Here is a 13,370-nt window from a genome sequence, read left to right as displayed (position 1 = left end):
GACGAGCGTAAGGACCTTCTTGCATATAACGAGACCCACGAACCGCTATTCGGCATTCCGTTGGAATAAACGAACTGCTGAGACATAGTCCACATCACATCGTCATCACGAAGAGACCGGATCGGCCAGCCTTGTCACTCACTCGCTGTAACGTCGATTGGGTGCGTATCGACCGAATCTTTGCCCGCCTGGACCGGGAGCCGGAACCGCCGAAGCTAGAGATTCCGCGGATGAGCCGGACCCGGGCCGCCCTGCTCGGCTCGACGCTGGCCTTCTACCTGGCCATCGTCGTCGCCGTGCTGTCCACGTCCTGGCTCGTGGAACTGGACTGGAAGGTCATGCTCTTCCGGCCGTACCAGCAGTGGCCTCAGCTGCACGCCTTCCTCGACTACTTCGTGGTGCTCGGCCAGCGCGGCCCCACCGCGGTGATGGTCGCGGCCTGGCTCGGCTGGCGCTCCTGGCGGCAGCACACCCTCAGGCCCCTGCTGACGCTCGGCGCCGCCCTGCTGCTGCTGAACGTCACGGTGGGCGCGGTCAAGCTCGGCCTCGGCCGTCTCGGCCCGCACTACGCCACCCAGATCGGCTCGGCCGAGCTCTTCAACGGCGGCGATATATTTCCTTCGGGACACACCGCCAACGCCGTCGTGACCTGGGGAATCCTGGCCTACCTGGCCACCACCCCGCTGGCCAGGCGCTGGCTGTCGGTGGGCTCGTCCGCGCTGGCACTGGGTGTCGGAGCCACCACGGTCTACCTCGGTACGCACTGGCTGAGCGATGTGCTGCTCGGCTGGGCCGCCGGGCTGCTGGTCCTGCTGGCGCTCCCCTGGTTCGAGCCGCTGATCGGGCGCACCGAGGCCGCGGTCTTCGCGGTGCGCGAGAAGCTGCGCGCCTCCCGCCGCAGGTCCGCCGGGCCCGCGCCCGTGCCGGTCGATGTCCAGCCCGCACTGCTCCCGCACGGCCACCCGCGGGCGGAGGGCTCCGACGAGGAGAGCCAGCCGCTGGAGCCGGTCGGCATCGCGGGACGCACCGCCGGGACCCCCAGGAACGGCGGCCCGCACCCCACCTCGCTCCAGCGGGCACACGGGCCGCGGTCGGAGCGCACACCCGTCACCCCGGCGGGCAGCCGCCGCCCCCCGCACGCCGACCGCACTCCACGGTCCGGCCAGACCCGGCCGGTGCCGGGCGGGTCCACCTGACGGAGCGCGCACCAGCGCCTCCCGGCGGGTGCGGAGCGATACGCACAGGCTCCTTCCACCGCACGCGAAGGCCCCGGACCGGGTTCCTCCTGGTCCGGGGCCTTCGCGTGCGGCCAACGGATGTCCCGGCCTCCGGCGGCGGAATCAGCCCGGCCAGCAGCGGACGACCTTCCCCCCGTCGACCTCGAAGTTGAGCCGGCCCGACCGGAACTCCATGGTGATCACGGTGCCCGTGGGCAGCGCTCTCACGGTGGACCAGCCATGTTCCCTGGCCAGCCGCCCGGCCTGCTCCTCATCGAGGCCCACATAGCTGTCGGGCGCGTCATCGGGCTGTACGGGAGGGGTCGGAATGGGTGCCATGACACCCACCGTAGGCCCCTGGCCGGGGGGACGGAAGTCCGGGCGGGAGCCCCGTCCGGACCACCGCGATACCTGCTCACTGTCACACTTCTGTCACAGGACCAACACACCTGTTCGGCCGTGGCCCGTCACCCGATGGGGTGTTCCGTCCAAGACGAATCCTCATTGCCCGCAACGTGAACCGCCGGTTAATTGCCGCCTCTCCAATTCCGCTGTGATCGCCCGGTGTACGGGTGCCGAATTCCCGGGTGAATAACTCGGGAAGGAATAAGCGGAGCGTCGCTGATTCACGAATTCCGCACAGGATCCGCACTGCGGGTCCGGCCCGGTCCGGCCCGGGGTCCCGGTTCGGGCACCAGCCGCAAAACAGGCCGGCGGACGCCGGAGGAGAGCCGTCGGCAAGCCGGATGCCGGCGGGCGGCGACCGGGGCGCACCCTCCCGCCGGACGGCGCTCGCCCGGCCTTCACCGGACGAGCGCGCGTGGGGTGTTCAGTGCCTGCGGCCGTGGAAGGTGCGGCGCAGATCGCTCACCCAGGCGTCGGGGTTCTCCCACGGGATGAAGTGACCGCCCTGGTCGTGCGCGTTGACATTGACGTGGTTGAACCAGTCGGCCTGCGGACCGTTCTCGAACGCCCGGACACGCTCGTCGGCGGTGTGGATACCGGGCGGGTTCTCGTACGTGACGAGGGTGAGGCCGACCGGGGCCTGCACGACCGGGGTGCGGTCGTGGGCGGGGACCCAGGGGTAGCGGTTGGCGTTGGCGTAGTAACGCATCGACGTGGCGATGGAATTGTTCACCCAGTAGATCGTGGCGTGGGTGAGCAGGTCGTCCTTGGTGAAGACGGACTCGACGTCGCCGCCGTTGTCGCTCCAGGCGTTCCAGCGCTCCAGCAGCCAGGCGAGCAGTCCGGCGGGTGAGTCGCTCAGCCCGTGGGCCAGGGTGGCGCCGTCGAGGGTGTGCACGGCGAGGTGGGACGCCGAGCGGTGGTCCAGTTCGACGATGCGGGCGCGGACGTCGGCGGGCTGGTCGTCGGTGAGGGGCCGGTTCCGGGCGAAGTCCCAGGCGCGGGGGCCGGTGAAGAAGTCGAGCGGCAGCCCGGAGCCGATGTGGATGCCGTACAGCTCGTCAGGGTATTTGTGGCCGAGCTGGCTGGAGATGATCCCGCCGATGTCGCAGCCCCCGGCGGCGTACTTCTCGTATCCCAGGGTCTCGGTCATCAGCGTGTGCCAGAGGTCGGAGACCTTCCAGAAGTTGATGTCCGGAAAGCCGGTGAGCGGACCGGGGAAACCGAAGCCGGGCAGGGACGGCACGATGACGTCGAACGCGTCGGCGGGGTCACCGCCGAACCTGGCAGGGTCGGCCAGCGGGTCGATCACCTTCGACCAGTGCCAGAACGTCCACGGCCAGCCGTGGGTGAGGATCAACGGGATCGGGGCGGGGCCGCGGCCGGGCTTGCGCATGAAGTGCACCGGAACGCCGGCGACGCTCGTCCGGTAGTGCTCGTAGGCGTTGATCGCCGCCTCGGCCTTGCGCCAGTCGTAGCCGTCCCGCCAGTGGGCGACCAGCTCACGGAGACAGCTGTCCGGGACACCGTAGGACCAGTCCGCGTTCCCCTCGTCCAGCGGCGGACGGGTCAGTGCGAGACGGGCACGCAGGTCGTCGAGGACCGTGTCGGACACATGGATCGGAGTGGGCTCCAGGGGGAATGCGTGCGGGGTGGTCATGGCGTGGTCCCTTCCGGGTGAGGGGAAACGGTGTCGTCAGCCTGATTCTGCGGGTGGCCGGGCGCGGCGACCGGGCCATTTCGAGAAGTACGGACACCGATGCGGTACGTGTCCGCCGGTGGTGCGGACCGAGACGGCGGCCGGTGCGCTCCGGCCCGGCCACCTCGGCGCCGGTGCGGACGGTCAACGGCTCGGCAGAACGCTTCCGCATCCGTCCCGGAGCGGCGTTGCGCGGCTGGCCGACCGTGAGCACACGGCCGACCGAACCGGCCGCGGCACCGGGCCCGGCTCCCCACCGGGCCGGGGCCAAGGCTCCGGGAACGGACGGGGCCGTCCTGGCCTCTCAGTGTTCCCCCGGGTCGATCCGCACGCTGAGGTCGTTGTCCACCGTGTAGTACGGCGTCGCCGTGGCGCCCCGGTCCGCACCGCCGCACGGGGAGCCCGGGTAGACGAACACGGACTTGCGGCCGGCGAGGTCGTCGAGGATCCGGCTGATGCGGACACCCCGCCCGCTGTCCGCCGCACCCGCGGGCCGCAGCCAGAGGTCCCAGAACCGGGGGTCGTCACCGTCGCCCCCGGCCAGGGGCCCGTACGGCAGTGTGCAGCTGAACGCTCCCCCACCGCCCGTCAGCACGGGTTCCCTGTGCACCTGCCCCGGTGCGCCGCGCAGCCGCGCCTCGATCACCGCGTCCACGCCGGTCTCCGCCCCGTACAGCTGCCCCCGGACCGTCAGCGCGCTGTCCCGGACGGTGAGGTCACCCGCTTCGGCGTGCGGTGAGCGGGACCAGCCGCGGAGCGCGAGCTTCCCTTCGGCCGTCCGGTACGGGACGCGTGCGGCCACCGTCGTCGCGGCGGGCCCCGGTGTGCGGCCGATCAGGTGCCGCAGGTCTCTGAGACCCGGCTCGACCCGCTGTTCCCCGGCAGGGCCGCCCTCCGTGAAGACGTCCCAGCGGCCCTCCCCGAGCTCGGCGCCGGCCTCGAGTACCGCCGACCACGCGCCGTCGGATGCCTCCGTGAGCGCCAGCCGGACCAGGTCACCGGAGTTCCGCCGCTTCAGTACGAGACCGGTCGGGCCGGTCACTGTGACGGCGAAGGCGATGCTTCCGTCGGCACCGGCCGTGCAGTCGACGGCGTAGGCCGGCAGCCCCTCAGCGGTCCCGGTCATGCGGCCCTCCTCCTTCGCACCGCACCGGAGACCCGGTGCCGGAGTCCGTACGCTCTGCTCCCTGCCGTGCCACGGGCGCGCAGCAGCCAGTCGCGCAGCGCGCCACGGGCCGGTCCGCCGCCGCGACCGGCGGCCAGTCCGGCGAAGAGCGCCTCGTGGCGTGCCGCGACCGGCGCGGGGTCGAAGCGCGCCGAACTGGAGCGCGCGGCCCTTCCCATCGCGGCGCGCAGCGCGTCGTCCTCGATCAGTTCCAGGAGCGCCGACGCGATGGCCCCGGTGTCGCCGACGGGCACCAGGCGTCCGTCGGTGCCGTCGCTGATGATTTCGCGGGGGCCGTGCGGGCAGTCGGTGGAGACGACGGGCAGGCCCGAGCGCATGGCCTCGACGAGCGACATGCCGAAGGACTCAAGACGCGAAGTGACCACGGCCACCGAGCCCTTGACCCATTCGGCCTCGATCGGGTTGGCCGGGCCCATCAGGAACACATGGTTGTACAGCCCCAGTTCGTTGATCAGGGCCCGCAGCGCACCCTTCTCGTTGCCGCTGGCGTCACCGCTGCCGTAGATGCGCAGCCGCCAGTCCGGGCGGACCGCCACCACCTGCTCGAAGGCCCGTATCAGCAGGTCGAACCGCTTCGTCTCGGTCAGCCGGCCCGCTGCCACGACCCACTTCGCGGTGGTGCCGGACGCCGCGAGTACCGGCTCGGGAACGCTGTTGGGTATGGCCTCGATCCGCAGGCCGGGAACGGCCAGCCGGGTGCGGTAGGCGTGCGCGTCGGCCTCGGAGACCGTGGTGACCGCGTCCAGCAGCCCGTAGCGGTAACCGATCTCGCGGCGCAGCAGGGCGTTGTGGCTGTCGAGTGTGAGGTGCTCCTGGCCGATACGGACCGGTCCGCGCCGTGTCTGGCGGGCTATCTGCACGTTGAGGCCCGGACGGGTACCGACGACGACGTCCGCCTCGACGGACTTCAGGTACCCGGCGATCCGGGTGTCCGTGAGCCGGCTGTACTGGCGGTGGCGGTGGTCCCCGCGGGGAAAGACGGTGGCGGGTCTTGAGTGGTGCGGATCGTCACCGGCGAAGTCCGCGCTCTCCTTGCGCAGATCGACGAGATGACTCATGCGTACCCCGGCGGGGGCGCCCAGTGTCGGCCGGTCGAGATGCCGGAAGACGGACACGATCTCCACGTCGTGCTGCTCGGCCAGCGTCCCGGCGAGGGTGAAGGTCGTCCGGATCGTGCCGCCGATGCCGTAGGCGTTGTGGAGCATGAAAGATATGTGCATGTCGCCGTCGTGTCCCCCGCGTTGCCCGCCCTGTGCCCGGGGGCCTGCGGCATCCCCGGCGTCCCGGCGCCCGGATTCCCCCCGTGATGCCGTGGGAGGGACTTTACTCGGCGGCCCTCCGGCCGCTCAGGCGGAGCCCCCGGCCGTGGCGGGCAGCGTCAGCCGGGTGCCGACGGCGAGGCGGTCGGGGTGCGCCCCGACGGAGCGGGCGTTCGCCCGGTAGAGCGCGGGCCAGCCGCCCCTGACGTGGTGGCGCCGGGCGATCGAGCTGAGGCTCTCGCCGGACGCCACGACATGGCTCCGGCCCGCCGGCCGGGCCGGACGCTCCTGCGCGCCGAGGCCGTCCTGGGCGCCGAAGCCGTACCGCTTGGAGCAGACCGGCCAGGCCTGCCAGCCCTGGGAGGCGAGGATCTTCTTCGCGACGGCGATCTGTTCCTCCCGGGTGGCCAGATCGGCTCGTGGGGCGTACGTGAGACCGCCGTTCGCGACCCAGGTCGACTGGAGGATCTGCAGCCCGCCGTAGAAGGAGTTGCCGGTGTTGGCGTCCCAGCGGCCGCCGCTCTCACAGTCTGCGAGGCATCCCCAGGGCCGCGCGTCGCCGGTGCACGGCAGCGGTGCGGAGCCCGGCGCCGGAGCGGAGGCCACGGCGCCGTGCAGCGGCGCCGCGTGGGCACCGGACGGCGCCAGGGCGACCAGCAGGGCCAGCAGGGCGGCGGGCCACACACGAGGGGTCTGCATCGGGCCACGCTAAACAGATCGGATCGGATGATGATCGTGCCGCGCGGCGGGCGTCGGCTTCCCCACCCGGTCGGCGGACCTGACGCCTCCCGGGGCCAGTTCGATTTCATGACCGGTTCGATTCCCTCGCCCTTTGCGCGTGACCCCGGCAGCGGGTCTCCCGTTGTTCTCTTGTCGGCCGGGAATTGGCCGGCGCACGCACCGAGTTCGAGGAGCCACCCGTGCCGCGCATGCTCGACGTCAGCCAGGACGTACGTGCCGAGATCGGCGACGAAGAAGCCGATCTCCTGCTCGCCGGGGACAATGCCCCGGGCAGCTACGACTGCACCTCCTGCCGTACCGCCGGAGACTCCGAGCAGGAGCGCACCAGCACGGTACTGTTCGTCGGCGACGAGACCGCCGTGCTCGCCTTCGCCCACGCCACCTGCATTCCCTCCCAGGTCGTCAAGGTCTCCGAGACACAGCTCCAGGGAGCAGTGCGGAGCATCACGGGCGAGAGCGGCGCCCCGCAGGGTCAGGTCCCGCCGGCCGCCGCGGCGCCGGAGCAGGCCGTGCTCGGCATCACCAGCGGTCTCGTGCTGATCGGGGACGAGCTCCACCCGGCGCTCGTCGTCGAACCGACCGCTCCCGTCGTCCGGCCCGGCTCCACCGGTACGGGGGACGACTTCCTGCAGCTCCTCACCGAGCAGGGGTTCCTGCCCGTCGCCGATCTGAGCCGGGCGCCCGGTGCTCTGCCGGGCTGGTCCGTGCTGCTCGCCATGGGGCAGCTGCACGCCATCCTCCAGCCGGGCACGGGAGGCGGCAGCCCCGTCTCCTGGTGGCAGGCGCACCAGCCGCTCCATGTGACCGACGGCTGGCGGGCGGCCGCCAACAAGTCGCACACGGTGCTGGTCTTCGCGGCGCCCGCGGGGTCGATCGGGCAGCAGGGGCGCGAGGATCTGCTGCGTGATGCTCTGGAGCGGGCGGCGATGCGGGGCGCCCTGGTGGCCGCCGCTCTTCCGCTGGCCGGCACCTGAGTGACCCTCCGCCCATGGCCCCCTGCCGCTTCCGGCCTGGGGGCTATGGGCGTTTATGCGTAGAAAAATCCGCTGCTGTCCGCCCGCATCCGAAGAGCCCGGGGTTCGTTGGCCCCTACGTGCACCCATACGAGCCGAGCCGCCAGCCGTACCCGACCCCGATCCCCGCGATGCGACCGTCGCAGGACCCGACGGGGCACCGTTCCGCCACACCGATCTACGACGCGCTCTACGCCGAGTACCGCAGATCCTTCCGTACGCTCCCCGGCGACCGGAACAACGAGGAACACACCGGCTTCACGGCCTTCGGCACGGGTATGCACGGGACCGGCCTGCACGGCACGGGTATGCACGGAACCGGAATGCATGGCACCGGGGCGCACGGAGGCGGCGGCACACAGCGGCCGCCGGAGAGTCCCGGCACCTGGCAGCGCCAGAACACCGGGGGGCATGCGCGGGCCGCGCTGCCGCCGGGCCCGCGCAGAGGCCTGTGACCCGCCCGGCCGCCGGTGGCCCCGGCAGGTGCCGCGGGCCGGGCATCCGGCCCGCGGCACTCCTGGCTACTTGTTGCGGCCGCGCTTCTCGCGCACCCGGACCGAGATGTGGATCGGCGTGCCGTCGAAGCCGAACTCCTCGCGCAGGCGGCGCTCGATGAAGCGCCGGTAGCCGGCCTCCAGGAAGCCGGAGGCGAAGAGGACGAACCGCGGCGGCATCGTGCCGGCCTGCGTCCCGAAGAGGATGCGCGGCTGCTTTCCGCCGCGGACCGGGTGCGGGTGCGCCGCGACGATCTCGCCGAGGAAGGCGTTGAGACGGCCGGTGGGGATCCGGGTCTCCCAGCCCTTGATGGCGGTCTCGATCGCCGGGACCAGCCTCTCCATGTGGCGCCCGGTGCGTGCGGAGACGTTCACCCGGGGAGCCCAGGCGACCTGCGCGAGCTCGCTCTCGATCTCCCGCTCCAGGTAGTAGCGGCGCTCCTCGTCGAGGTCGTCCCACTTGTTGAAGGCGAGGACCATCGCACGGCCCGCCTCGACAGCCATGGTGACGATGCGCTGGTCCTGGACGCTGATGGACTCGGTGGCGTCGATCAGGATGACCGCGACCTCGGCCTTCTCCACGGCTGCCGCGGTACGCAGCGACGCGTAGTAGTCCGCGCCCTCCTGGAGGTGCACCCGGCGGCGGATGCCGGCCGTGTCGATGAACTTCCAGACGATGCCGCCGAGCTCGATCAGCTCGTCCACCGGGTCACGGGTGGTGCCCGCCATCGCGTTGACGACGACCCGGTCCTCGTTCGCGACCTTGTTGAGCAGCGAGGACTTGCCGACGTTCGGGCGGCCGATGAGGGCGATCCTGCGCGGTCCTCCGACCGTGTTCCCGAAGGTCTGCTCCGGGGCCTCGGGGAGCGCTTCGAGTACGGCGTCCAGCATGTCGCCGGTGCCGCGGCCGTGCAGCGAGGAGACGGGGTGCGGCTCGCCGAGACCGAGCGACCAGAGGGTACTGGCGTCGGCCTCGCCGCTCTGCCCGTCGACCTTGTTGGCGCAGAGCACCACGGGCTTGCCCGCCCGGCGCAGCAGCTTGACGACGGCCTCGTCCGTGTCGGTCGCGCCGACCGTCGAGTCGACGACGAAGACCACGGCGTCGGCGGTCTCGATGGCGTACTCGGCCTGGGCCGCGACGGAGGCGTCCAGGCCCAGGACGTCCTGCTCCCAGCCGCCGGTGTCGACGACCTTGAAGCGGCGGCCGGCCCACTCGGCCTCGTACGAGACGCGGTCGCGGGTGACGCCGGGCTTGTCCTGGACGACCGCCTCACGGCGGCCGATGATGCGGTTCACCAGGGTCGACTTGCCGACATTCGGCCGGCCGACGACAGCGAGGACGGGCAGGGGGCCGTGGGACGCCTCCTCAAGAGCGCCTTCGACGTCTACGGCGTCGAAGCCCTCTTCCGCGGCGAGCTCCATGAACTCCGCGTACTCGGCGTCGCCGAGTGCTCCGTGGTCGTGCTGGTCGTTCATGAAGTCCGTTCCTCTGTTGCGTCATCGATGGACCGCGGTTGCGCGGTCCACTACTCAAGTCTCGCTCAGCGCCCGGTGAGGCGCCTGGCACTTTCCAGGTGGGCGGTGAGCCGCCGCTGGATCCTTGCGGTGGCCTCGTCCAGCGCCCCGCGTGTACGCCGTCCGCTGCCGTCACCGGCGTCGAAAGCCTCGCCGAACACGACGTCGACCTTGCTGCGCAGCGGCGGCAGCGCCTTGACGAGGCGCCCACCGCGTTCCGTGCTGCCCAGGACGGCCACCGGGACGATCGGCGCGCCCGCGCGCAGCGCGAAGTACGCGAGCCCCGTGCGCAGCGAGGCGAAATCGCCCTCGCCCCTGGTGCCCTCGGGGAATATCCCGAGCACTCCCCCGCCGGCGAGCACCCCGAGTGCGTCCGTCACCGCGGCACGGTCGGCGGTCGTACGGTCCACCTTCAGCTGCCCGATTCCGCGCAGGAACGGGTCGAGTGGGCCGGTGAACGCCTCCTTCTTGATCAGGAAGTGCACCGGCCGGGGTGCGGTTCCCATCAGCATGGGCCCGTCGATGTTGTGCGAGTGGTTCACCGCCATGATGACCGGGCCCCTCGACGGGACCCGCCACGCGCCGAGGACGCGGGGCCGCCACAGGCCGTACATCAGCCCGATGCCGATGCCCCGCCCGACCGCGGCACCGCGTGGCCCGGGTGGGGTCACCTGGCGGCCCGCTTCTCCTCGACGAGGGTGACGACGCACTCGATGACCTGCTGAAGGGTCAGCTCCGTGGTGTCGACCTCGACGGCGTCGTCCGCCTTGGCCAGGGGCGATGTCTTACGGCTGGAGTCGGCCGCGTCACGCTTGACGAGGGCGTCCCTGGTGGCGGTGAGGCCGGCGGCCTGGCTGCCCTTCAGCTCACCGCTGCGGCGGGCGGCCCGCGCCTCGGGGGAAGCCGTCAGGAACACCTTCAGGTCCGCGTCCGGCAGCACGGTGGTCCCTATGTCGCGGCCCTCGACGACGATGCCGCCCTCGGCCGCGGCGGCGATGTCACGCTGCAGTTCCGTGATCCGGGCCCGCACCTCGGGCACCGCGCTCACCGCGCTGACCTTGGAGGTGACCTCCTGGGTGCGGATGGGGCCCGAGGCGTCGGCGCCGTCGACCGTGATGGTCGGGGCCGACGGGTCCGTGCCCGAGACGATGGCGGGCTTCGCCGAGGCGTTGGCCACGGCCGCGGCGTCCTGCACGTCGATCCCGTTGCTGATCATCCACCAGGTGATCGCCCGGTACTGGGCACCCGTGTCCAGGTAGCTCAGGCCGAGCTTGGCCGCGACGGCCTTCGACGTGCTGGACTTGCCCGTGCCGGAGGGGCCGTCGATGGCGACGATCACTGCTGCCGGGGCGTTCCGGGCGGCGGTTTCCACGGTGACGGACACCTTCCTGCTTCACGGGGCGGTATGTGCGGGGCGCAGGTGCGCCCCGCACAAGGTTACTGGCTGGGGCGGCCGTCCCGTTACGCCGTCCGGCGGCGGCCCCGCACCGCACCGGGGCCGGGCCGGGCGGGTGCGGGGCGGTGCGGGGCTACTGGCGCAGCGACCAGCCGTGCTCCTTCAGCGAAGCGGCCAGTCCGGGGGCCGCGCTGGGCTCCACCATCAGCTGCACCAGGCCCGCCTGCTGCCCGGTCGCGTGCTCGATCCGTACGTCCTCGATGTTGACCCCGGCCCGCCCGGCGTCCGCGAAGATCCTCGCCAGCTCCCCCGGCTGGTCGCTGATGAGCACCGCCACGATCTCGTACGAGGCCGGTGCGGCCCCGTGCTTGCCCGGCACCCGCGCCCGGCCGGCGTTGCCCCGCTTCAGCACATCCTCGATGCCCGTCACCCCGCTCCGCCGCTTCTCCTCGTCGGCGGACTGCAGGGCGCGCAGCGCCCGTACCGTCTCGTCCAGGTCGTCGGCGACCCCGGTCAGGACGTCCGCCACAGGACCGGGGTTGGCCGAGAGGATCTCCAGCCACATCCGGGGGTCCGATGCGGCGATCCGTGTGACGTCCCTGATGCCCTGGCCGCAGAGCCGTACGACCGTCTCGTCCGCCTCCTCCAGCCGGGCGGCGACCATCGAGGAGATCAGCTGCGGGGTGTGCGAGACCATGGCGACGGCCCGGTCGTGTGCCTCGGCGTCCATGACCACGGGCACCGCCCGGCAGAGCGCGACGAGCTCCAGGGCCAGGTTGAGCGCCTCGGTGTCGGTGTCCCGGGTCGGGGTGAGCACCCAGGGACGCCCCTCGAAGAGGTCGGCGGTCGCGGCCAGCGGACCGGAGCGCTCCTTGCCCGCCATCGGGTGTGTGCCGATGTACGGGGCCAGGTCGCAGCCCATCGCCTCCAGCTCGCGGCGCGGCCCGCTCTTCACACTGGCCACGTCGAGGTAGGCGCGGGCCGCGCCCCGCCGCATGGCTTCGGCCAGCGCGGCCGCGACGTGGGCGGGCGGCACGGCGACGATCGCGAGGTCGGCCCGCCCTTCCAGCGGCTCGTCGGTACCCGCGCCGAGCGCCGCGGCCGTGCGGGCCTGGCCGGCGTCGTGATCGACGAGGTGGACCGTGACGCCGCGGCCGGCGAGGGCGAGGGCCGCGGAGGTGCCGACCAGACCGGTCCCGATGACCAGGGCGGTCCTCACTGGGCGATGTCCTTGCGCAGAGCCCCGGCGGCGCCGAGATAGACGTGGGTGATCCCGGACTTGGGCAGATCACTCTCGATGTGCGCGAGGATCCGCACGACGCGCGGCATGGCCCCGGCGATGTCCAGTTCCTGGGCGCAGATCAGCGGGACGTCCGTGATGCCGAGCCCGCGCGCGGCAGCCGCGGGGAAGGCGCTGTGCAAATCGGGGGTCGCGGTGAACCAGATGCTGATGAGGTCGTCGGCGCCGAGGCCGTTGCGCTCCAGGATGGCCGTGAGGAGGGCGGCGACCTGGTCCTCCAGGTGCCCGGCCTCGTCCCGCTCCAGCTGGACCGCTCCCCTGACCGCTCGTACCGCCACGTCCTGCTCCTCGCTCCTGTGCACACCGGCGGCCCGTCTGCCGCGCCGGTCCGTCCAGAGTAGTCAGGCCCCAGGGCCTTCGGCCTCCGCGCCCGCCCTGCGAGACGGGCAGCGGCCCACGGCGCCTCCCGTAGCCTCTTGGCATGCGGCTCACTCCCGGCACCCTGGTCCGTGACCACACCGTCTACTCCTGTGTGATGGGTTCGCGTGCCTTCGGTCTGGCAACCGAAGCCAGCGACACGGACCGCCGCGGGGTCTTCCTCGCGCCGACTCCGCTCTTCTGGGGCTTCGGGAAACCGCCGACGCATGTGGAGGGCCCGGCCGACGAGCAGTTCTCCTGGGAGCTGGAGCGCTTCTGCGAGCTGGCCCTGGCCGCCAACCCCAACATCCTGGAGTGTCTGCACTCCCCGATCGTCGAGCACATCGACGCCACGGGCCGTGAACTCCTCTCCCTGCGTGACGCGTTCCTCTCCCGCGCCGTACACCGCACCTTCTCGCGGTACGCGCTGAGCCAGCGGGCGAAGCTGGCGGCGGATGTACGGCAGCACGGTGCCCCGCGCTGGAAGCACGCCATGCATCTGCTGCGGCTGATGGCCGCCTGCCGCGATCTGCTGCGCACCGGCGAGCTGGTGATAGACGTCGGCGATGCTCGGGAGCGGCTGCTCGCCGTCAGACGGGGCGAGTTGACGTGGCAGGAGTCCGAGCGGTGGATGTCCCGGCTGGCCGAAGAGGCCGAGGAGGCCGCCGCCCGCACCCCGCTTCCGTCGGAACCGGACCGCGCCCGGGTCGAGGACTTCCTGTTCCGGGTCCGCCGGGAGTCGGCGCTCCGGCCGGGTCCGTACGACGAGGTCATGGAGCGCTGACTCC

14 protein-coding genes are annotated in these 13,370 nt (G+C 72.0%); 4 read left to right on the top strand and 10 right to left on the bottom strand.

Features of this window, described 5'->3' with window-relative positions; translation table 11 throughout:
* Positions 1-161 precede the first annotated feature (161 nt).
* A complete protein-coding gene (locus OG584_RS28240; protein WP_405781990.1) occupies positions 162-1,196 on the top strand; it encodes a phosphatase PAP2 family protein in 1,035 nt (344 codons plus the stop codon).
* A 144-nt stretch (positions 1,197-1,340) separates the two neighbouring features.
* Here OG584_RS28240 and OG584_RS28235 read toward each other — a convergent pair whose 3' ends face one another.
* From OG584_RS28235 to OG584_RS28215, 5 genes are all read right to left on the bottom strand, one after another.
* Positions 1,341-1,556, bottom strand: a complete 216-nt coding sequence (locus OG584_RS28235) for an I78 family peptidase inhibitor (RefSeq protein WP_405781988.1) — start codon at positions 1,554-1,556, stop codon at positions 1,341-1,343.
* A gap of 490 nt (positions 1,557-2,046) precedes the next feature.
* Positions 2,047-3,282 carry an epoxide hydrolase family protein gene (locus tag OG584_RS28230; protein ID WP_405781987.1) on the bottom strand — a complete coding sequence of 412 codons (1,236 nt, stop codon included), beginning with the start codon at positions 3,280-3,282 and terminating at the stop codon, positions 2,047-2,049.
* A gap of 343 nt (positions 3,283-3,625) precedes the next feature.
* The gene (locus OG584_RS28225) at positions 3,626-4,447 is read right to left on the bottom strand and encodes a transferase (protein WP_405781985.1); all 822 of its coding nucleotides are present in this window, start codon (positions 4,445-4,447) and stop codon (positions 3,626-3,628) included.
* Positions 4,444-5,727, bottom strand: a complete 1,284-nt coding sequence (locus tag OG584_RS28220; RefSeq protein ID WP_405781984.1) for a glycosyltransferase family 4 protein — start codon at positions 5,725-5,727, stop codon at positions 4,444-4,446. Before OG584_RS28220 ends, OG584_RS28225 begins: the two co-directional genes overlap by 4 nt.
* 126 nt (positions 5,728-5,853) lie before the next feature.
* Positions 5,854-6,465, bottom strand: a complete 612-nt coding sequence (locus tag OG584_RS28215) for a transglycosylase family protein (protein ID WP_405781983.1) — start codon at positions 6,463-6,465, stop codon at positions 5,854-5,856.
* 221 nt (positions 6,466-6,686) lie between these two features.
* Between OG584_RS28215 and OG584_RS28210 the strand changes: the two genes are divergently transcribed.
* Both OG584_RS28210 and OG584_RS28205 read left to right on the top strand, forming a co-directional pair.
* Positions 6,687-7,481, top strand: coding sequence for a hypothetical protein (locus OG584_RS28210; protein WP_405781982.1), 795 nt, complete (start codon positions 6,687-6,689; stop codon positions 7,479-7,481).
* Between the two features lie 170 nt (positions 7,482-7,651).
* Positions 7,652-7,975, top strand: a complete 324-nt coding sequence (locus tag OG584_RS28205; RefSeq protein WP_405781981.1) for a hypothetical protein — start codon at positions 7,652-7,654, stop codon at positions 7,973-7,975.
* 66 nt (positions 7,976-8,041) lie between these two features.
* Here OG584_RS28205 and der read toward each other — a convergent pair whose 3' ends face one another.
* The 5 genes from der to aroH form a co-directional block, all read right to left on the bottom strand.
* Positions 8,042-9,490: a ribosome biogenesis GTPase Der gene (gene der / locus OG584_RS28200; RefSeq protein WP_405781979.1), complete on the bottom strand. Its 1,449-nt coding sequence runs from the start codon at positions 9,488-9,490 to the stop codon at positions 8,042-8,044.
* Positions 9,491-9,555: 65 nt separating this feature from the next.
* The gene (locus tag OG584_RS28195) at positions 9,556-10,239 is read right to left on the bottom strand and encodes a lysophospholipid acyltransferase family protein (RefSeq protein ID WP_405781977.1); all 684 of its coding nucleotides are present in this window, start codon (positions 10,237-10,239) and stop codon (positions 9,556-9,558) included.
* A complete protein-coding gene (cmk, locus tag OG584_RS28190) occupies positions 10,197-10,913 on the bottom strand; it encodes a (d)CMP kinase (RefSeq protein WP_405781975.1) in 717 nt (238 codons plus the stop codon). Before cmk ends, OG584_RS28195 begins: the two co-directional genes overlap by 43 nt.
* A gap of 145 nt (positions 10,914-11,058) precedes the next feature.
* Positions 11,059-12,144: a prephenate dehydrogenase gene (locus OG584_RS28185; protein ID WP_405781973.1), complete on the bottom strand. Its 1,086-nt coding sequence runs from the start codon at positions 12,142-12,144 to the stop codon at positions 11,059-11,061.
* Positions 12,141-12,503 (bottom strand): chorismate mutase, encoded by a 363-nt coding sequence (aroH, locus tag OG584_RS28180; protein WP_405781971.1) that lies wholly within the window; start codon positions 12,501-12,503, stop codon positions 12,141-12,143. The genes OG584_RS28185 and aroH overlap by 4 nt, the downstream gene beginning before the upstream one ends.
* A 143-nt stretch (positions 12,504-12,646) precedes the next feature.
* Here aroH and OG584_RS28175 point away from each other — a divergent pair, with 143 nt between their 5' ends.
* A complete protein-coding gene (locus tag OG584_RS28175; RefSeq protein WP_405781969.1) occupies positions 12,647-13,366 on the top strand; it encodes a DNA polymerase beta superfamily protein in 720 nt (239 codons plus the stop codon).
* Positions 13,367-13,370: the final 4 nt, after the last annotated feature.

This window comes from Streptomyces sp. NBC_00859 (assembly GCF_045161865.1).
GTDB lineage: Bacteria > Actinomycetota > Actinomycetes > Streptomycetales > Streptomycetaceae > Streptomyces.
Note: the sequence above shows the minus strand (reverse complement) of the source record. Positions and strands in the feature narration are given on the sequence as shown.